The following is a 21,461-nucleotide window of genomic DNA, read 5'->3' on the forward strand; positions in this document are numbered from 1 at the left end:
AAAAATAAGAAATACAAAATTGAGTGTTAGTTAATAACCATCAATTTTTTTGTTAACTAAATAAACAAGTTTATATATTCAAAATTTATAAGCGAGTTTACATGACAACAGAAGTTTCTTTTATTGACCTTGGTTTATCCGAGGATATCCTTAACGCATTAAATGATCTTGGTTTTAGCAAACCATCACCAATCCAATCTGAGTGTATTCCTTTATTATTAGAGGGTAACGATGTATTGGGAATGGCACAGACAGGTAGTGGAAAAACTGCTGCATTCTCAATTCCTTTTTTAATGAATATTGATGCAAATTTAAAAGCCCCACAACTTTTAGTCCTAGCACCAACGCGTGAATTGGCTATACAAGTTGCAGATGCTTGCTCTGAATATTCAAAATATATGAAAGGGATAAAAGTACTTGCTCTATATGGTGGTCAACGCTATGACGTTCAATTACGTGCGTTAAAACAAGGTCCACAGATTGTCGTTGGTACACCTGGTCGTTTATTAGATCATCTTAATCGCAAAACATTAGATCTTTCAAGTCTTAAAGGTTTAGTTCTTGATGAGGCCGATGAAATGCTAAGAATGGGCTTTATTGATGATGTTGAAAGCATCATGGCAACCATTCCTGAAAATCACCAAACAGCGTTATTTTCGGCAACGATGCCTGCTCCTATTCGTCGTATTACTAAACGGTTTATGCATAATCCCAAAGAAGTTCAAATTAAAGGTACCAATCAAACAGCACCTGATATTGACCAAAGTTATTGGCTTGTTCGTGGTATGCGTAAAAACGAAGCGATTGTTCGCTTTTTAGAAGCAGAAGATTTTGATGCTGCTATTATTTTTGTTCGAACAAAATCAGCTACTTTAGATGTGGCAGAAGTGCTTGAAAAACATGGCTATAGTTGTGCTGCATTAAATGGAGATATGACACAACAGTTGCGTGAACAAACATTAGATCGCTTACGTAATGGTCGTTTAGATATTTTAATTGCAACAGATGTTGCTGCTCGAGGTTTAGATGTTGAACGTATTAGCTTAGTAATTAACTATGACATTACATTGGATTCTGAATCTTATGTTCACCGTATTGGTCGTACAGGTCGAGCTGGTCGTGCTGGTCGTGCTATTTTATTTGTTGATAGTCGTGAACGTCGTTTGCTTAAAAACATCGAACATACTATTAAAAAACCAATTCCAGAAGTCGGATTGCCGTCAAAAGAATTACTTGAAAAACGCCGTTTAGCTAAGTTTACTCAGCAAGTTCAAAAGCAATTAGAAAGTAGTGATTTAGATCAATACCAAACCTTGTTATCACAAATACACAATGGCAGTGGTACTGACATGGAAACGCTAGCAACGGCATTATTAAAATTAGCTCAAGGTGAACGCCCACTTATACTTCCTCCCGATCCTGTCTTTAAGCCATCAAGAGATATACGTGATCGTGACGATCGTCGAGGTGAACGACGCCTGCGAGGCGATAACCGCGAAATGCCAAAACGTCGTGAACGTCGCGATGTAGGTGATATGGATATGTATCGTATCGAAATAGGTAAAGAAAACGGTGTGGAAGTTCGCCATATTGTTGGTGCTATTGCTAATGAAGCAGATATTAGTAGTCGTTATATTGGTAATATTAAGCTTTATGAAACTTATTCTACTGTTGAATTGCCTAAAGGGATGCCAAAAGACATATTGAAACATTTTGAAAAAGTAAGAGTGCTTAATCAACCAATGAAAATGAGCCTTGTTAGTGGTACAAAATCTGAAGCAAAACGAGGCCGTAAAGGCGGTAAATCTGATTCATCAGATAAAGAATTTGCTAAAAAACGCGGTCGTCCTTCTGCTCCTAAATTCTAATTTGATTAACCTTTGCCCTAATGGCAAAGGTTTTTATTCATTTCTTATATATTATTACTAATTTTATTTAATAGCATTATATAATCAGCAATATAAAAATTTTTTATCTAAGTTATATCTATTCAGAATTAAAAGTTTTATCTCATCATTATATTAACTGAAATAAAAAGTGTTAGCATTTTGCCCTCAGTTATGATTGAGAGTATACTGTTGAAAATATTAACTGGTAAACCGAGGTATAGCATGACAGATTCTTTAAACAAATGTAAAGCAAATGAAACCGCAGCATGTTGTTGTGTGGATGTTGGTACAATAATTGATAATGAAGATTGTAGCGCGGAATATGAACATATTTTTGCTACAGAACAAGAAGCGCAAAGTAAATTAGCCTTATTGACTAAAGCAGCTGAAGATGTTGCAACTGAACCATGTGAAATTACAAGCAGAATTGAAAAAGTAGACAATGCTTTTAAGCTAAATGTTAATTTTACTTTTTGTTGTGGTGCTGAATGCATGATTTTTCAATTAAAATTACGCTAATTAAATACTGATGAAAGTTTGTATTATGAGACACGGTGAAGCTAGCTTTTCTGCTTCATCGGATTCAAGTCGCACGTTAACGCATTATGGTATTCAACAGTCAAATCAAGCAGGAATATGGCTTAAACAGCAAAATTGTCGATTTGATTTTGGTTTAGTAAGCCCTTATATACGTGCTCAACAAACATTAACCGAATTATCATCACACGTTAGTGTTGCAAAAGTTGAAACTAATTCATGTTTAGTGCCAAGTGGTAGCCCATCTTCTATTGTCGATATGTTAACGATGTTGTTAAATGATGGTGTTGAAAATGTGATTGTGGTATCACATTTGCCATTAGTGGGCTATTTAGTTAATGAACTGTGTCCGCAAGTTTCTCCTCCTATGTTTCCTACTGCTGCAATTGCTTGTATTAATTTATCGCACAACTCTGCAGGAAAGTTTGAATGGTTTCATCAAGTGGAGTAAAAAAACTAAACCTTTTTGATTTGCCTTTAACAGGTCGAACTTTAATTGAAGCATCGGCAGGAACAGGTAAAACTTATTCGCTGGCCTTCATTTACTTAAGGTTATTACTTGGTATTGGTCAAAATAGCTATCCAAGGCCTTTAGAAGTTAAAGAAATTCTTGTGGTTACCTTTACTAAAGCCGCAACGCAAGAACTACGTTCACGGATAAGAAAAAACATACAAGAATTACGAATAGGACTACTACAAGGACAGCATAAAGATCCTATTTATCAAAAACTCATTGAATTAATTGTTGATCGCAAGTGGGCTGTGCAACAGCTTACTGTTGCTCAACAATCAATGGATGATGCAGCAATTTATACTATACATAGTTTTTGTCAGCGAATACTGACTAGCCATGCATTTGAATCAGGTGTTTTATTTGAACAAAGGCTAATCTCGGACGAATATCAACTAAAATTACGAGTAGCTCAAGACTTTTGGCGGCACTATTTTACCCCATTAGATAAACCTCTGGCTTATTTAGTACTTAGCACATGGCGAGATCCAATCGCATTATTGAAAGATATTAAACCATATTTAAGTCTGAATCTTGATGATAATAACAAAATAAATTCTGATATCAGTACAACAATTAAGTCATTTTACCAACAAAATTATAAAAAGATTGAAGATATTAAACAGTCTTGGCTAGCATCGACTGATGAATTAGTTAAAATCATTACCGAATCAGGTGTCAATAAACAATCTTACAGTAGTCGAAACTTGCCCACTTGGATAAATAAAGTCTCTACATGGGCTAACAAGCCAACATTAACGTTTGAATTACCAATCGAGCTTGAAAAGTTTAAGCAATCGGTTTTAATTGAAAAAACAAAAGAAGGAAAGGTTGCACCATATCATTTTGTTTTTGAACAAATTGATAACTTATATCAACAGCCATTTAATTTACGTAGTCAAATCTTAATGGATATTGTTGGGGCAATTCAACAAGGGCTCTACAATGAAAAAATCAAACATGGCGAAATGAGTTTTGATGATCTTATTTGGCAACTCAATCGTGCATTACAAGCAAAAACAGGTGAACGATTAGCACAAAGTATAGCTTCAAAATATCGTGTTGCTTTGATTGACGAATTTCAAGATACCGATCCTGCTCAGTATCAAATTTTTGACCGTATTTATGACAAGCAAAAGTTAGATCGGGGGCTATTATTTATTGGTGATCCAAAACAAGCAATTTATAGTTTTCGAGGTGCCGATATATTCACTTATTTAAAAGCTAAACAATCGACTGGTGAAAATTATTTCACTATGGATGTGAACCATCGTTCATCTGCTTCGATGGTCAAATCGGTTAACCAATTATTTGCCAATAATGATAATCCATTTATATTCAATGATATTCCTTTTTTGCCTATGGATGCGGCAAAGCGAAATCAGCAAAAATTTCTACAAGTTAATAACCAAAAAATTGCTGCATTAACTGCTTATTTATTGCCAGATGATATTACCACGAATGCTGACTATCAAGAATGCATAGCACGTTATTGTGCTAGCCAAATTGTGACTTTGTTATCTAACTCTTCACTATTCATTGATAACGAAAGTGAACAACGCCCAGTAACTACTGCTGATATTGCAATTTTAGTACGTACAGGGCGGGAAGCTGAAATTATCCAACAAAAATTGGCAGATTGTGGCGTTAAAAGTGTTTATTTATCAAATAATAGTAGCGTTTTTTCTTCTATTGAGGCAAAAGATGTATTGAACTTATTACAAGCGGTTTTAATGCCTGAAAACGAAACAACACTAAGATTAGCGTTAATGACCTCGCTATTGGGGCAAACAATGACCGAGCTTGAACAAATCAGCGATGATCAAGATAAGTGGGAAAGCTTAGTCGAAGAATTCAAACAATACCAAGCAATTTGGCAATACTATGGTGTATTAGTGATGCTACGCCGAATGATGAAAAAACGTCACTTAGCTGAAAATATATTAGTCCGACAAGATGGAGAGCGAATATTAACCAACTTAATGCATTTGGGGGAATTACTCCAAGACGCTTCTGATGAATTAGACAGCCCACATGCTTTAATTCGTTGGCTAACAAAACAAATCGTTAGTCCAGATCCTAATTTAGAAAACCATCAGCAACGCCTTGAAAGTGATGAAAATCTTGTCAAAATTATCACTATTCATAAATCCAAAGGATTGGAGTTTCCTGTTGTTTGGTTACCCTTTATTTCGATGTATCGTGAGTCTGACAGTCAATTTTACCATGATAAGAACAATGATTATCAACCAACCTATGCATGGTTATTGACTGATGAAATTAAGCAACAAATAGAAGATGAACGCCTTGCTGAAGATTTACGACTATTATATGTTGCAATGACTCGTTCGGTTTATCATTGTAGTATAGGGCTTGCTCCTTTGAAAAAAAACCGATCTGCTATAAGTTATTTATTAAAAGGTGAATTAAGATCAATTGCCAATATGGCTCATTTAGTTGATATACAATTGCCAATAGAAAGCAAACAATATGATCCTCCAATTTTACCAAACCAATTATTATCGGCTAACGTATTTACCCGTAAGATCTCAAATAGCTGGCGAGTTACAAGCTATACTGAATTACAAAAACATAATCATAGTGTATTGGATTATAACTCTGATGTTATCAATGATTGGGATGAGGCTACACTTGAATCTGATACCGTGCAAGCAAACGATTTACTATATGATATTCACCATTTTCCTAAAGGTGCATATGTTGGCACATTAATGCATAGCATGATGGAAAATATCACCTCAGATAGCCTTGATGAACTATCTGACAAAATGATAAAAAAACTCAATTTAGATTCGGTATGGAATGAGGTAATAACAAAATGGATGCAACGAATACTTTTAACACAATTACAAGAACCGAATTTAATGTTATCACAAGTATTAAAAAGGCAGTGCATTAACGAATTACAATTTTACCTCCCGATACGAAGTACCGTTACTAGCCAACAATTAGATAGCTTATGTAAACAATATGATCGCTTATCAAAATTATGCCCTGAGTTAGATTTTGAGTCCGTACAAGGCATGTTAAAAGGATTTATTGATTTGGTTTTTGAATTTGAAGGTAAATATTATGTAGTCGATTATAAATCAAATTGGTTAGGTGATAGCGTTGATTCTTATAGCCAAAAATCACTAGAAAAAGTAATGTGTGAGCACCGCTATGATTTGCAGTATCAACTTTATTGTTTGGCATTACATCGTTTTTTAAAAAGCCGTTTAGCAAATTACCAATATCAAACTCATTTTGGTGGCGTTTATTATCTCTTTTTGCGTGGCATGCCCGAGCACGGCGTCTTTTACCATTTACCAGAACAAGCATTTATCGAAGATCTTGACAAGTTATTTGAAGGGAAAGTGCCAAATGAGCTATAAATTTTAAAAAATTATTATGTAAAAAAGCATGATGAAATAACTAAAAATAAGGTACAAACAAATAGTGCCTTATTTTTTTCAATTACCAATATTCAATGTCTCTTGTAGTTATTATATTTCCAGAAGAATTTTGGTTTTTTCTGCATGTGATGGCCTTAGTCCAATCACCGTATTTATTATATTGAGAAAAACTTGTTTCTGAGCTAACAATTTTTTTATCCGGAAAAATTAAATAGCTTTCTAATTTTGTTAATTGTTTTTTTGAGTTGTATGAATAATTAAATTGGGTATAAATTTTTAGTTTGTTATTTTTAAAAATTTGTTTTTCCAATTTTACTAGCTGAAAATTTTGCCAGTGCATTTTAATTTCAGTTTTTAATTCGCCAACTTCAATAACAGAAAGAATAATTTTACCATCTTTAAAAGTATTTGTTCGGCTGTATTCAAAATTATTATTGAAAATAGTACCATCGTTAACTCCAGATAATTTAATAAAATCATTATTATTATCTAAAACAAAGTTTCCTCCAGTGATATTGATTTTATATAATTGATTGTAATGATTGAATTTTTTGCTTTTATAATCGAATTCAAAACTGGTTTCAAGCACATTTGAGTTAGTGTATTTGACATGACTTGATAATATATTTCCTGATTTTGTGTATTGATAATTTGCAACACTTTCCAATTCGCCATTAGCTTCTGTTTTAAATACTTGTTTTTTTATATAGCGCGAGTATGGCGCTATAGAAGGTTCTTCATTCAAACGATTAAAAGGCTTTTCTGCTGAGTCGCAACTACAAAGGAAAATAGATAAAATTAAATAACAATATGAGATAAAATGCTTCATTTCTATTCCTTACTAAATTAATCATATAACTAATCACATATATTAGCCAAAATTTGTATTATTTGGGGAAAATTAAATTCTTTGGAATAAATTTAGATGATTGTGCCTTTCGTAATAATTTCATAGACAACTTATTATAAACGACTGGTGTTTATCAGTTTTTTACAAACAATTCTATTTTAAACTTTAAAAACGGTTTGTTATAAAATGATTATGCGAATTGCTGTTTATTTATGTTATTATGTACCTATTTATAAGCTTTTTTTGGAAATTTAATGAAAAAACAAAATATTATTGCGATGCTTTCATTTTTTGTGATGGCTTTTGATACGTATGCTGTAGACAAATATGTGACTGATAATGTTGATATTTATTTGCGTCGAGGACCAGGTTCGCAATATGCGTTTTCTAATGCTGTTAAAGCAGGAGCAAAAGTTGTTGAGCTTGAAAAAAGTGCCGATGGCAAATATACCCGAATTCAACTTAATAATGGCAGTACAGCTTGGATTGAAACGAATAAACTCAATGAACAACCAAGTTATAAAGAACGCTTTCCATCATTAGAAGCGAAACTTGCCGAATATCAAGACAAAGTAGATAACGCTGAAGCAAATCAACAAAAATTGGTGAGCGACTATGTTCAAAAACTAAAACTAGCAGAAGAATCAATAGCAACACTGCAAAATAAAAATGCAGTTTTAGAACAACAAGTTAAAGAGCAGAACTCACAAATTGAATCGATGTTAAATCAAGTGGACGATAAACGCCGTGATCTTATTGTAACTTGGTTTACCTATGGCGGACTTGTTGCAGGAGGAGGACTTATTTTAGGATTGATATTACCAAGTATTATACCTAGCCGACGCAAAAAAGACCGTTGGATGCGATAGATGAGAAAAATCTATCTTGTAGGCGGAAGTGTACGTGATAGATTGTTACATCTGCCCGTTTCTGACCATGACTGGGTTGTTGTTGGTGCTACGCCTGAAGAACTTTTGGCTTTAGGGTATCAACAAGTAGGTAAAGACTTCCCCGTGTTTTTGCATCCTATAACAAAAGAAGAATACGCATTAGCTCGAACTGAGCGCAAATCAGGTAAAGGCTATACTGGATTTATTTGTGATTTTGGTAAAGAAATTACATTAGAACAAGACCTCATTCGTCGGGATTTAACCATTAACGCTATTGCCATGGATGAAAATGGCAATATTGTCGATCCTTATCATGGTGTGGATGATATTAAACATAAGATTTTACGCCATGTATCACCTGCTTTTCGTGAAGATCCATTGCGTATTTTGCGTGTCGCTCGCTTTGCAGCACGTTTTTATCAGCTTGGTTTTAAGGTAGCACCACAAACCTTAGCGCTAATGAAACAAATGGTAATAGCGGGTGAAATTAGCTATCTAACTGCCGAACGTGTATGGAAGGAAACTGAAAAAGCATTATCAGCAAAAAATCCACAAATCTACTTTCAAGTGCTTGAACAATGCGGTGCGTTGACATTACTCTTTCCCTCATTAGAGTTATCAACCAATATAGTTGATGCACTAAAACAATCTGCTTTATTAACTGATGATTTAACCATCCGATTTGCCGTGTTGTGTGCTCAGTTACCTAGCAAGCCAGTGGTTGAAGCCCTATGTAAAAAAATCAAAGCACCTAATAATTACACTAAAATTGCCGTTATGGTTCAGCAATATCGTCATGATTTTGAGCATATACACATGCTTACCGCTGAGCAAATTGTGTCTTTACTAAATAGTATCGATGTTTGGCGTAACCCTTCACACCTTGAGCAACTCATTACAGCAAGTCAATCGTTTGCCAAAACGCCTGAATTTGTACAAGCAAATTACCTAAAAGAAGCTTATAAGATTGCCAATAATGTCAATGTACAACACATTATTGTGGAAGGTTACACAGGAAAGCAAATTCATTTTGAACTACAAAAAAGGCGAATTGAAGCGTTATTAAACTGGATTTGATTGCATCTTAATCAGTCGTCAATTTTTTTCAAAATATCTAAAAAAAAGGGTTGACGATTTTGCGTAATACAAGCATAATGCGCCTCGCAGTGTTGGTTATGACGTTGCGAATGAATGGCTACGTAGCTCAGTTGGTTAGAGCACATCACTCATAATGATGGGGTCACAGGTTCGAATCCCGTCGTAGCCACCATTAAGATTAGGTAGTACTTTTACCGGAAGTATTCAGTGCGGGTGTGGCGAAATTGGTAGACGCACCAGATTTAGGTTCTGGCGCCGCAAGGTGTGTGAGTTCAAGTCTCTCCACCCGCACCATTTAATTTTAGTGTCTTCTTTATTGGGGTATAGCCAAGCGGTAAGGCAGCGGGTTTTGATCCCGCCACGCCCAGGTTCGAATCCTGGTACCCCAGCCATTCCAACTGCTTAATTTTTTGATATCTGATTATTCAGTCTACTATTGCTTTTGCAATTTATTTTTTCGATTATCCTAAACGGGTATAGAGGAATGGGTAGACGCACTAGGTTCAGATTCTAGTTCCGGAAGGTGTGCGAGTTCAAATCCCACTACTCGTACCAGATATCACCTCCTTCAATTGGGGTATAGCCAAGCGGTAAGGCAGCGGGTTTTGATCCCGCCATGCCCAGGTTCGAATCCTGGTACCCCAGCCAACTATTCACACTAAACATATGCACACATAAATGTTTTTTTAGTGGCCGTTGCTTATCTAAATATCATTTTAATTGAACGGAAATGCTGATTTGTTATTGCTGAATAGAATTTTGGTGTGCTTTTGCTTACTTAATTGTTAGTAACTCTTTGATTTTAATCAAAAATAAAAATCTAATAAAATCAATAACTTTCCTGACCGCTTTTTAAAATAAAAACCCATGTAGGAAAGTGAATTGCTACATGGGTTGATTTTAGTAAAGAACAAGTTTATTTATTATTTATATAAATTGATAAAAACAGTTTGCGCTGTACTTGCTGGGTTGTTTGATACTTCTTTTACATAATAAAAATGTGCACCATTAGCAACAGCATGTTTTTGTGCTGCTTCGCTGATTTCAGAAGTATCGTTAAAGACACCATGGAAGCTAATAGTATCGTATGGTGTCATGCGTTTAAATGCCTCGCTACTGATTTCGTAAGCATCTTGACCTTGTATTGCGGTTGTAACGATGTAATCCCTCACAGGTGCATCTTGTTTATATAATGAAACATCAATGTCTTGGGCTTGGTCTTGACTACCGACTGATGAAATAGAATCGATATAAAACGCATAGGCATTTTTTTCAGCGGCTAATTTACTTGCCGCTTCAGTAATTTCGGAAGTGTTGTTGTAATTACCTTTAAATTTAACGACTTCAAATGGTACATAGTAAAGGGCTTTTGAGCGGTTATAGGAAACAACGCCATTATAAGTGGTTGGATTTTGCTCGACAGCTATTTGAGCATTAGATTTGTAAATATTAGCGTAAACAATAGCACGATCTGAAGAAGTTCCACTAGCTGGAGTTTCCATTGCTGTAATATAATAATATTGAGCACCGGCTTCATCAGCTGCACGCGAAATATCATCTGCAGCATTATCAGCTTGTAGATAATTTCCTGTTACTGAAATTTCTTTCAATGGTATTAAATGGCGGCTTTCTTTAGATGTTAATGGTTGAGCAGCATAAAGATTAGCAATAGGTAAAGATAATAATACAGCTAAAGCAATAGAAGATTTAGTAAAACGTTTCATGATATAGCCCTTCAATTTGAATTATTAAAATAGAAAATCACTGTTTAACGCTTATTTAATTTGCAGATGTATTAATGATGTCGCTTAGAGAGTATTCGAATTTATGAAGCTCCTGAGTGTTTTATCCTTGTCTACTTGTTAAAAGCATTAAGATATAGTTGTTTTAGTAGGAACAGATAGTAAAACAACTAGCTACTGTTATAAGATGTTTATGAAAAATCCTCAAGCTCTTTTAATGAAACAGCAAATCGCCTAGCATTATTTGCTTAAAATGAAATTAATTGCTAAAAATGGCGTTAATTCAGCACTGATTTTGTTTGCTATTTTTTTAACAGTATTTTATTGATGACAGTTATTCACAAATATTTTCAATAAATAAATTAATCAATTGTGCGGTTAAACCCCAAATAACCCAATCTTGATACTGATAAAAATAGACCGAATGTTCAGATCTTTTTTGCCAATTGGCTGAACGGTTGACAATAATATCAAAAGGAAAGTCATCGGCAGGTTTATGTCCAATAAACATCGTTGCACGTTGTGGTGGGTTGTCAATAAACCATGCAATAGGAACAGTAAAAATTTGTTCAACTTCATCATGGTTTAGTTGCAAATCATCTAGTGAATTTATTGTACCTACGAATGGATAAATCATCATACCCAACGTGGCAATAAATTTAGGTAATTGCCCTAAAATTTTAATTTGATTAAGGGGGAGGCCTAATTCTTCAACGGTTTCGCGTTTAGCTGTGTATTCGGGATTGATATCCGCTAATTCAACACGCCCACCAGGGAAACAAATATCCCCCGGTTGTCGTTTTAGTTTTTTTGATCTGACTTGAAACAATAGCTGGAGTTGATCATCAACATGAACGATCGGTAATAGCACAGCAGCTTTATTATCAACACGTTTTATAGTTGTACATTTTTGAATCTGTTTTGTTATCCTTTCGATTGTGATCATAATAATTAATTTTATCCAGCATTTAATTTAAATTGTTGCTCTATTTACCTTACACGAATAACATGCTAACTTAATAAAAGCGTTAGTTTAATACGCACGTTTTTCCTAATTGAAGCTATGCAATATTATATCAATAACCTAAAAAAAGAACTCGAAGATCTTGCCAATTTAAAGCGTGAGCGTGCGCTTATAGGCATGTCAGCTGAATTTCAACAGGTTTTTTTGTTACTTCCGGCACTTTTTCATTACCATACTCCTCAATTACCCGGATATATAGAAGGTCATATACCTTCTGGTATTGCGTATTATCAATTATCTGACGATGCAAATGAACTACTGAAAAACCAATACAATTTTATTCCACCTACAGACCAAACGCCAACCGAAAAAACACTACCAGCAGCGATCTCCGCTTTATATTCGATGGGTAGTACTTGCTCTCTTGGGCAATCAGTTCAATCTGATCTTGATATTTGGATATGTATTGAAAATAACTTAACAGATCAGCAAAAAGATAATTTACAACAAAAATGTCGATTAATCGAAAAATGGGCAGAAAGTTTACAAGTCAAGTTAACGTTATTTGTGGTTGATGCCGATCGTTTTATTAAACAACATCACGAATGTTTAATGGGTGAAAATTGTGGCTCTGCGCAACATATTTTATTACTTGAAGAATTTTATCGCTCTGCAAATTTATTAGCAGGAAAACTTTTGTTGTGGTTTGCTGTGCCTTATAACTATACCATAAATAATGTCACTTATCCCACATACGAACAGTGCGTTAGAGCTATGGTAGATCTTAATTTAATTGAGAGAAATGACTGGATTGATTTTGGTCCACTAACTAGCTTATCCGCGCAAGAATATTTTGGTGCAAGTTTATGGCAGCTTTATAAAAGTATCGATTCCCCCTTTAAAGCGGTACTTAAAACTCTATTATTAGAAGCGTATTCATGGATCTATCCTGAAAATAAACCGATTGCTTACCAGATGAGAGAATTCATTCAAAAAGGTAAAAAACATCAAGGAATGAATCTAGATTCATACTACATGCTGTTAGACCGAATCAGTAACTATCTTATAGAAATTAATGACTATGAACGACTTGAACTAATTCGCAACTGTTTTTATTTAAAAGTGAATGAAAAACTATCTGTCTCTATGCAATCACCATCTTGGCGCCGTAAAATTTTGAGCGATTTAGTTAAAGATTGGGGATGGAATGAGCACCAAATTGCTAAATTAGATGCCTGCCAAACTTGGAAAATAGAGCAAGTTCGTGAAATGCATGAAATTTTATTACACACTATGATGACAGGCTATCGGAACCTACTCAATTTTGGTCGTCGTAATAATTTAGACTCATTAATTAGTCCTCAAGATCTTGCGATTTTAACGCGTAAACTCTATGCTGCTTTTGAAGTGTTACCGGGAAAAATAACAACATTAAAACTTAACATATCCGACAATTTGCAAGAAGATGCCTTGACGTTTATTCATGTGGCAGAAGATCGCATTAATCGAGCGGGATGGTATGTTTACAATCAAAAACCCATGTTGCAATCAATTATTGGGCATCAATATCTTGAATATAGCAAGTATTTAGTAAAACTTGTTAGTTGGTGTTATTTTAACGGTTTAATTGCTGATACTACCCAATTTTATTATCGGGATGGTAAAAACCGTAATAACGCAAAAATTAATAAATTGATCGCTGATCTAAAAAATTACTTTCCTATCGATGTTCCTGCAGCAACTGAAGAACAGTTATATGGGCCATGTGAAATCCGTCACTTGGCGATCATTTTAAATCTGGAAGACGATCCAACTGCTAATATTGAATTAGATGATGAAGTTACCAATAGTGTACTTAATTATGGTAAAGATGAACTAAGCTTAGTTGGAACGATTGATCTTCTTTATCGAAATTCGTGGAATGAAATTCGCATACTTCACTTTAGTGGAACATTGTCTGTGCTTGAAGCCATAAAAGCATTATTAAATCGTATGCACAAAGATGCCGATCTACCCAATTCCATTGACATTTTTTGTTATAGTGAGCACCTAAGTTACGAAATCAAACAGCAAATAAAAAAACTCATGGATGAATGTGTTGATTTACGTCTAACTACGACACAAAATAATTCAACACAAGTCAAACCGCTAAGAGTAGGGGGATCTTCTTGGTACCTATTTTTTGAAAGATTAGGTGTTTCTAGTCATCAATTTGAAAATGCGATCGACTTTTATGGTGCAGTATCAAATAATAAAATACAAGGCAGACCGCTAAATATCTTAGATCAAACTAATGAACTACCGAAAGAAATTGACAGTTTTGCTTATCGAGGTATCATCCAATTCTTTTTTGAAGATACTGATTTAGGTTTTGATCTTTATATCTTAAACGAACATAATCAAGTTGAAATTTACCGTAATTGCAATGGATCAAAAGAAAACATGGTAAAAGATATTAACGATTTTTATGTTTTATCTGATGACCGTTTTACTTTTACTACTGGCAGTGCCGTTAATTTTAATTTACCACAATTTTATCAAATCACTTATAATGACTCTGGAGATCGAGAGATCATTCCGCTTAATTAAATGATCGACAATGATCTTATTTAACTATAATTCCTGCCAAAAACTTTCAGGGAAGCATGTTTTTTAGTATAAAAAGATAAAAATTTACAATTAATAAGTAAAATAATTCAATTTCTATTAGAATAATGGGAACTTTTTTTAAATTTAAGAATCTAACTGTCTGAGAGCACAAATTTGGGCCGATTGACAGTTATTAACGTAATAAGGAATGGCCTTTAATGGGGGAGCAAGTAACAGACCAAGTATTAGTTGATCGCGTTGTTAATGGAGACAAAAATGCATTCAATCTACTTGTGGTTCGTTATCAAAACAAATTAGCTCATTTGGTTTCTCGTTATGTATTAGCGTCAGAAGTCCCTGATGTTGTGCAAGAAAGCTTTATTAAGGCATATCGCTCATTAAGTCTTTTTAAAGGTGAAAGCGTTTTTTACACATGGTTGTACCGCATTGCGGTTAATACGGCAAAAAATTACTTAACTTCTCAAGGGCGACGGCCGCCAGCATCAGATATCGAAGCTAGCGAAGCCGAAGGTTACGAAGGTGCAGATTCACTAAGGGATCTTGATAATCCTGAAAATTTAGCACTTTCAGATGAAGTGAAAAAAACTGTATTTGCAGCGATTGAGGCTCTGCCTGATGATTTAAAAACAGCAATTACATTGCGTGAAATCGATGGTTTAAGCTACGAAGAGATTGCTGAAATTATGGATTCACCTGTTGGAACAGTGCGATCACGTATCTTTAGAGCTCGTGAAGCAATAGATGAAAAATTAAAACCATTACTCAATTAATGGCTACAAACAGATTGATAAAAGTAGTCATAAATTTAAGGTATTTACTATGCAAATAGAACAGAAAGAGCAACTTTCATCACTTATGGATGGCGAGTTCACTCATGATCATATTGTTGATGAAGTATCGCATAATGAGAGTTTGCAATCATGCTGGCACCGCTATCATATTGTAAGAGATACAATGCGAGGTGAGTTGCATAGTTGCTCATTAACATTAGATATCTCTAATCAAATTGCTCAAGCTATTGCGAGTGAAGATCTATACAATCCACTAACAGATCAACCGAATATCAACGCAACAGCACTACCAAAAGCTGAAAACCTAATTTGGATTCACCTTAAAGACTTTTTTGCTAAAGTGAGCCAAGTTGGACTTGCGGCGTGTGTCACACTCGGTATTATTGCTGGTGTTCAATATCAACAAAGCCAAACGGATAATGTGAATGGCACTCCTACATTAAACACTGTGCCGGTGGGCGTTAATATCGCACCAGTAGGTGGAATTCATCAGCAAAACGATCAGCAACTGCTTGAAAAGCGACAATACGACAAAATTAGATTGCTTGTGCAAGATTACGAATTACAGAAAAGACTTAATGCTCACTAATTCGAAATGAAATTACCCTATTATTTTGTGCTACATTTTATAAAACAGAGTAGAAATTTTATTTTCACTCTGTTTTTCGTGTTTTTTTCCGCATCCGTTTATGCTAATGACACCAATGATGCCTTAACACTATTAAACAAAATGCATCATGCAGCTCAAACACAAAATTATCATATCCACTTCTTATTTGAAGATAAAGATCAGTATGCAACCACATTTGAATATAGCCATTTAGGTGCAGCAGACACAAACGATATTAATGCCTGTTTACGCTATCTTGAAGGTCCAGATAAAGAGATCATCTTGCACAATGGCGTAACGAGTTACTTTCAACCTGATAGCCCATCGTTTTCGATCACTAGCCCACGCATTATCGAAGCTTTTCCTGATGTGATTTATAATAATTTTAATGACTTAAGCGAGGTTTACGATTTTATTTTATTAGGCAAAGCAAGAACGGCAAATCGTAGTGCACAACAGGTAAAAATTATCGCTAAAGAAAAGGACCGTTATAGCTACCTGATTTGGATTGATGATCAAACCTATTTGCCGATCAGAGTTGATTTATTGGATGAAAATAACAACATTATTAATCAGATAAAAGTGATCCAGTTAGATGAAAATCTTGATAAGAAAAAACAGCTAGATTATATCAACAACCGAACTTATCCTGTTTTATTATCGATCGAAAAGCAAGATAGTGCATTTGACCAATGGCGATTAGCTTGGTTACCTAAAGGATTTAAGGAAATCGCTGCTTATAATCTGAACTTTTACAACTCTGATATTGCAACTAAATTGTTTTCAGATGGTGTATTTTCATTTACGGTTAATATTTCCTCGGAACAAGCTAAGCAATCACACCAAATTATACAACAAGGTGGGCGCACTATCTATTCAACTAACTTGGGTCATAAAAATATTATCATCATTGGTAATTTACCGCATACCACGCTTGAACGTATAGCACAAAATATTATCCAGAAATAAGTGCAAACTTCTCGATAACGCTATGCTTAGCAGTGATAAATGTGTAAAATGACGCCTTTATGACTATGTAATTATTAGCAATGTTGGTAATAACCAAAGGCATTTTAGATAGTTAACCATTAATAACCAAGATACTCATTATAATATTATTAATATGAATAAAAATATCCGCAATTTTTCGATTATTGCCCATATTGACCATGGTAAATCAACACTTTCAGACCGCATCATTCAAATTTGTGGCGGACTTTCAGATCGTGAAATGGAAGCCCAAGTGCTCGACTCAATGGATCTTGAGCGTGAGCGAGGTATCACCATAAAAGCTCAAAGTGTTACGCTTGATTATCATGCTAAAAATGGCGAAACCTATCAGCTCAATTTTATCGACACTCCCGGTCATGTTGACTTTTCGTATGAAGTCTCGCGCTCGCTTGCCGCTTGTGAAGGCGCATTATTAGTTGTTGATGCAGGGCAAGGCGTTGAAGCACAAACACTAGCAAACTGCTATACCGCCTTAGACATGGATCTTGAAGTTGTTCCTGTACTAAATAAAATCGATTTACCCGCAGCCGAACCAGAGCGTGTAGCGGCCGAAATCGAAGACATTGTTGGCATCGACGCAAGTAATGCTGTTCGTTGTTCAGCCAAAACAGGTGTGGGCGTGACGGATGTTCTTGAACAACTTGTCAACGACATTCCTCCACCAGAAGGCGACTCAAGCGCACCATTACAAGCACTTATTATTGATTCATGGTTTGATAATTACTTAGGCGTTGTTTCATTAATTCGCATAAAAAATGGTGAATTAAACAAAGGTGACAAAATTAAAGTTATGAGTACAGGCATGACATACAACGTTGATCGACTTGGTATATTTACGCCTAAACAAGTTGATAAACAATGCCTGCATTGTGGCGAAGTGGGCTGGGTTGTTTGTGCTATCAAAGATATATTAGGTGCCCCAGTCGGGGATACTTTAACCTTAGCAAAAGCACCGGCACAAGAACCATTACCTGGCTTTAAAAAGGTCAAACCACAGGTTTATGCTGGGTTATTCCCAACTAGTTCTGACGATTACGAGGCTTTTCGTGATGCGCTAGGCAAATTAAGCCTAAATGACGCCTCATTATTTTATGAACCTGAAAATTCAGGGGCATTAGGATTTGGGTTCCGTTGTGGTTTTCTTGGTCTACTGCATATGGAAATTATCCAAGAGCGCTTAGAGCGTGAATACAACCTTGATCTTATAACTACTGCACCAACGGTTGTTTATGAAGTGCTAACCACATCCAATGACATTATTTATGTTGATAGCCCCGCCAAATTACCAGCGGTAAATAATATTCAGGAACTGCGTGAACCGATTGCTGAATGTAATATTTTAGTACCACAAACCTATCTAGGTAACGTCATCACATTATGTGTTGAAAAACGTGGGGTACAAACTAACATGGTTTATCATGGAAACCAAGTTGCTTTAACGTACGAAATTCCAATGACCGAAGTTGTATTAGACTTTTTTGACAAACTAAAATCAACTTCACGCGGGTATGCTTCATTAGATTACAGCTTTAAACGATTCCAAGCTGCCGACATGGTAAGATTAGATGTATTAATAAACGGTGAACGTGTTGATGCATTAGCCTTGATTACCCACAAAGACAATGCACCTTATCGAGGACGGGAATTAGTCGAAAAGATGAAAGAGCTTATTCCTCGTCAACTATTTGATATTGCCATACAAGCGGCTATCGGAAATCACGTCATAGCACGATCAACTGTAAAACAACTACGCAAAAACGTATTAGCTAAATGTTATGGTGGTGACGTGAGTCGTAAAAAGAAACTTTTACAAAAGCAAAAAGAAGGTAAAAAACGCATGAAACAAGTTGGTAATGTTGAATTACCACAAGAAGCATTTTTAGCGATTTTGCATGTAGGAAAAGATTAACTAATTAAAACGAATTGATAAAAGATTCATTTAAAGAGGAAAAAAAATGGCTGGAATGTTTGCCATCATATTAACAACCGCAACTTTTATTACTGGGATCTTTTGGTTTTTAGAAAAATTCAAATGGAAACCGGCAAGACAGCGTAAAGTAGAAGAAATCCGCACCCAAAGCAATGGTGAGGTTGACGGAAAGATACTTGCTGAAGTGGGTAAACCCAAAGTGTGGGTTGAAAACTTGGCATCGTTTTTCCCAGTTTTATTTGTCGTGTTTTTTATCCGCTCATTTTTATATGAACCGTTTCAAATCCCATCAGGGTCAATGATGCAAACGTTACTCATTGGTGACTTTATTGCGGTTGAAAAATACGCTTATGGCTTACGTGATCCTATTACTAACACAGTTATCATCCCAACAGGGCACCCTAAACGTGGTGATGTAGCGGTATTTAAAGACCCAAATATGCCTGAAAGGGATCTGATTAAACGTGTAGTAGGTTTACCAGGCGATAAAATTGTCTATCTGGATAAAGAAAAGAAAATTGTAATTTATCCAGCGTGCCAAACAACGGATACCAATTGCAAAGGTCAGCAATCACAGCCGCTTGACTTGCATTACAGCGAACCAAGACTAAGTAACTGGAAAGAAGTGTATAAACGGTTCAAACAAACCCCTAATTTTTATACGCTAGAACAATATGCTGATAAAGGTATTACCGACTCTGCTAGTGTTGTAACATTAAATATATATGTTCAACAAGAAACACTAGGCGACAAACCGCACGACATATTAATTACGCCTGATGCACAAGAAAATACAAATTATTACCACCAAAGCGGTCAACCAACAGCCACTTGGGTTGTACCACAAGGTCACTACTTTATGATGGGTGACAACCGTGACAACAGTAGTGACAGTCGATACTTTGGTTTTGTACCTGAAGGTAACTTTGTGGGTAAAGCAACTGCAATTTGGATTAGCTTTGAAAAACAACCAGATGAGTGGCCAACAGGAATTCGCTTTAGTCGTATTGGTGGAATACATTAAAAATTATCATTATGAAAAAATTTACACAAATTCAACAATCGATCGGCTATCAGTTTCAAGATCTATCGCTACTTGAATTAGCGCTCACTCACCGAAGCGCTAATAAAATGCATAACGAACGCTTAGAGTTTCTTGGGGATTCTATTTTAAGTTTTGTCATTGCTGATGAGCTATATCACCGTTTTGTCAAACAAGACGAAGGCGACCTAAGCCAAATGCGAGCTACACTCGTTTGCGGTCAAATGCTTGCTGAAATTGGCAAAGATTTTAAATTAGGCGATCACCTTATTTTAGGACAAGGCGAGTTAAAAAGTGGTGGATTTCGTCGCGAATCAATTATTTCCGATGCCGTTGAAGCCATTATTGGTGCCATTTATTTAGATAGCAACATCGACACAATTCGTCAGTTAATCTTATCGTGGTACCAAACTCGCTTAAGCCAAATTCAACCAGGTATAAAGCAAAAAGATGCTAAAACAAGATTACAAGAATATTTACAAGGGATTCATCGACCACGTCCATGTTATCTTATTCTTGAAGTTACTGGCGATAATCACGAACAAGAATTCCTAATTCAGTGCAAAATCGATAATGACAACCGCGAATATTTAGGTCGTGGTTTAAGTCGCCGAAAAGCAGAACAAATAGCAGCACAAGAAGCACTCAACCAACTAGGTATAAAATGACAGAAACAACACAACATTGTGGATTTGTCGCCATTGTGGGGCGACCAAACGTAGGTAAATCAACACTATTGAACCAACTGCTTGGTCAAAAGATTTCGATTACCTCGCGCAAAGCGCAAACTACAAGGCACCGCATTGTCGGTATTGACACGCAGAATAACGACCAAATTATTTATATCGACACGCCTGGATTGCACATTGAAGAAAAAAGAGCCATCAACCGCCTAATGAACCGAGCGGCAAGTAGCTCGATTGGTGATGTTGAACTTGTGATCTTTGTTGTAGAAGGGACTCATTGGAATGACGATGACGAAATGGTTGCCAATAAACTCAAAGACTGCAAATGCCCAGTATTATTAGTCATTAATAAAATTGACAATGTCACTGACAAAACGCAATTATTACCCCACATTCAAGCAATTAGTCAAAAAGTTAACTTCCTTGATGTGGTACCAATCAGCGCCGAAAAAGGTGAAGGCGTTGATATCATCAAAGATATCGTCAAAAAACACTTACCAGAAGGTGAACACCATTTTCCTGAAGATTACATTACCGACCGCTCACAACGTTTTATGGCGTCAGAAATTATTCGTGAAAAACTCATGCGTTTTTTAGGTGACGAATTACCTTATTCAGTAACGGTTGAAATTGAACAATTTAAAGTTGATGAACGTAATGGAATGTACCGCATTAACGGACTAATCTTAGTTGAGCGTGACGGACAAAAGAAAATGGTCATTGGCAACAAAGGCGAAAAAATCAAAAAAATTGGTATTGAAGCCCGTAAAGACATGCAATCATTTTTTGATAACAAAGTCCATCTAGAACTTTGGGTCAAAGTCAAAGCAGGCTGGGCAGATGATGAGCGAGCATTACGAAGTTTAGGCTATAGTGATGATTAA

Annotated in this window: 17 protein-coding genes and 4 tRNA genes; 18 read left to right on the forward strand and 3 right to left on the reverse strand. The window is 35.5% G+C overall.

Going from position 1 to position 21,461, the window contains the following annotated elements:
- The first annotated feature begins 101 nt into the window (after nt 1-101).
- The 4 genes from GQ596_RS03975 to recB all read left to right on the forward strand — a co-directional run bounded on the left by GQ596_RS03975 (nt 102) and on the right by recB (nt 6,332).
- Entirely contained in the window at nt 102-1,868 is a 1,767-nt protein-coding gene (locus tag GQ596_RS03975) for a DEAD/DEAH family ATP-dependent RNA helicase (RefSeq protein ID WP_160400390.1), read from the forward strand.
- Nucleotides 1,869-2,111: 243 nt separating this feature from the next.
- Nucleotides 2,112-2,408, forward strand: coding sequence for a YfcZ/YiiS family protein (locus GQ596_RS03980; RefSeq protein ID WP_160400391.1), 297 nt, complete (start codon nt 2,112-2,114; stop codon nt 2,406-2,408).
- A 25-nt stretch (nt 2,409-2,433) separates the two neighbouring features.
- The gene (gene sixA / locus GQ596_RS03985; RefSeq protein ID WP_202112417.1) at nt 2,434-2,877 is read left to right on the forward strand and encodes a phosphohistidine phosphatase SixA; all 444 of its coding nucleotides are present in this window, start codon (nt 2,434-2,436) and stop codon (nt 2,875-2,877) included.
- Nucleotides 2,856-6,332 carry an exodeoxyribonuclease V subunit beta gene (gene recB / locus GQ596_RS03990; protein WP_160400393.1) on the forward strand — a complete coding sequence of 1,159 codons (3,477 nt, stop codon included), beginning with the start codon at nt 2,856-2,858 and terminating at the stop codon, nt 6,330-6,332. Before sixA ends, recB begins: the two co-directional genes overlap by 22 nt.
- Nucleotides 6,333-6,414: 82 nt before the next feature.
- Here recB and GQ596_RS03995 read toward each other — a convergent pair whose 3' ends face one another.
- Complete coding sequence (locus tag GQ596_RS03995) at nt 6,415-7,182, reverse strand: hypothetical protein (protein ID WP_160400394.1); 768 nt, start codon at nt 7,180-7,182, stop codon at nt 6,415-6,417.
- Nucleotides 7,183-7,457: 275 nt separating this feature from the next.
- Here GQ596_RS03995 and GQ596_RS04000 point away from each other — a divergent pair, with 275 nt between their 5' ends.
- The 6 genes from GQ596_RS04000 (at nt 7,458) to GQ596_RS04025 (ending at nt 9,839) form a co-directional block, all read left to right on the forward strand.
- On the forward strand, nt 7,458-8,072 hold the full coding sequence (locus GQ596_RS04000; RefSeq protein ID WP_160400395.1) for a TIGR04211 family SH3 domain-containing protein: 615 nt from the start codon (nt 7,458-7,460) through the stop codon (nt 8,070-8,072).
- Complete coding sequence (locus tag GQ596_RS04005; protein ID WP_160400396.1) at nt 8,073-9,170, forward strand: multifunctional CCA addition/repair protein; 1,098 nt, start codon at nt 8,073-8,075, stop codon at nt 9,168-9,170.
- 116 nt (nt 9,171-9,286) lie between these two features.
- Nucleotides 9,287-9,363, forward strand: a tRNA-Met gene (locus GQ596_RS04010).
- Nucleotides 9,364-9,400: 37 nt separating this feature from the next.
- Nucleotides 9,401-9,485 (forward strand) — tRNA-Leu (locus GQ596_RS04015).
- Between the two features lie 23 nt (nt 9,486-9,508).
- Nucleotides 9,509-9,583, forward strand: a tRNA-Gln gene (locus GQ596_RS04020).
- 181 nt (nt 9,584-9,764) lie between these two features.
- A tRNA-Gln gene (locus GQ596_RS04025) sits at nt 9,765-9,839 on the forward strand.
- A 275-nt stretch (nt 9,840-10,114) separates the two neighbouring features.
- Here GQ596_RS04025 and GQ596_RS04030 read toward each other — a convergent pair.
- Nucleotides 10,115-10,915 (reverse strand): YdgH/BhsA/McbA-like domain containing protein, encoded by an 801-nt coding sequence (locus tag GQ596_RS04030; RefSeq protein ID WP_160400397.1) that lies wholly within the window; start codon nt 10,913-10,915, stop codon nt 10,115-10,117.
- A gap of 352 nt (nt 10,916-11,267) precedes the next feature.
- Nucleotides 11,268-11,879: a CoA pyrophosphatase gene (locus GQ596_RS04035; RefSeq protein WP_160400398.1), complete on the reverse strand. Its 612-nt coding sequence runs from the start codon at nt 11,877-11,879 to the stop codon at nt 11,268-11,270.
- A 117-nt stretch (nt 11,880-11,996) separates the two neighbouring features.
- Here GQ596_RS04035 and GQ596_RS04040 point away from each other — a divergent pair, with 117 nt between their 5' ends.
- From GQ596_RS04040 to era, 8 genes are all read left to right on the forward strand, one after another.
- Nucleotides 11,997-14,486, forward strand: a complete 2,490-nt coding sequence (locus GQ596_RS04040) for a class I adenylate cyclase (RefSeq protein WP_160400399.1) — start codon at nt 11,997-11,999, stop codon at nt 14,484-14,486.
- A gap of 218 nt (nt 14,487-14,704) precedes the next feature.
- Entirely contained in the window at nt 14,705-15,277 is a 573-nt protein-coding gene (rpoE, locus tag GQ596_RS04045) for an RNA polymerase sigma factor RpoE (RefSeq protein ID WP_160400400.1), read from the forward strand.
- A gap of 49 nt (nt 15,278-15,326) precedes the next feature.
- Nucleotides 15,327-15,887 carry a sigma-E factor negative regulatory protein gene (locus tag GQ596_RS04050; protein WP_160400401.1) on the forward strand — a complete coding sequence of 187 codons (561 nt, stop codon included), beginning with the start codon at nt 15,327-15,329 and terminating at the stop codon, nt 15,885-15,887.
- Between the two features lie 78 nt (nt 15,888-15,965).
- On the forward strand, nt 15,966-16,877 hold the full coding sequence (locus GQ596_RS04055; RefSeq protein ID WP_160400402.1) for a MucB/RseB C-terminal domain-containing protein: 912 nt from the start codon (nt 15,966-15,968) through the stop codon (nt 16,875-16,877).
- Between the two features lie 154 nt (nt 16,878-17,031).
- Nucleotides 17,032-18,828, forward strand: a complete 1,797-nt coding sequence (lepA, locus tag GQ596_RS04060; protein ID WP_160400403.1) for a translation elongation factor 4 — start codon at nt 17,032-17,034, stop codon at nt 18,826-18,828.
- Nucleotides 18,829-18,874: 46 nt separating this feature from the next.
- Nucleotides 18,875-19,873, forward strand: a complete 999-nt coding sequence (gene lepB, locus GQ596_RS04065; RefSeq protein WP_160400404.1) for a signal peptidase I — start codon at nt 18,875-18,877, stop codon at nt 19,871-19,873.
- Nucleotides 19,874-19,881: 8 nt separating this feature from the next.
- The gene (gene rnc / locus GQ596_RS04070) at nt 19,882-20,559 is read left to right on the forward strand and encodes a ribonuclease III (protein ID WP_370516483.1); all 678 of its coding nucleotides are present in this window, start codon (nt 19,882-19,884) and stop codon (nt 20,557-20,559) included.
- Complete coding sequence (gene era / locus GQ596_RS04075) at nt 20,556-21,461, forward strand: GTPase Era (protein ID WP_160400406.1); 906 nt, start codon at nt 20,556-20,558, stop codon at nt 21,459-21,461. The genes rnc and era overlap by 4 nt, the downstream gene beginning before the upstream one ends.

It is taken from the genome of Gilliamella sp. Pra-s60, assembly GCF_009795755.1.
GTDB lineage: Bacteria > Pseudomonadota > Gammaproteobacteria > Enterobacterales > Orbaceae > Gilliamella.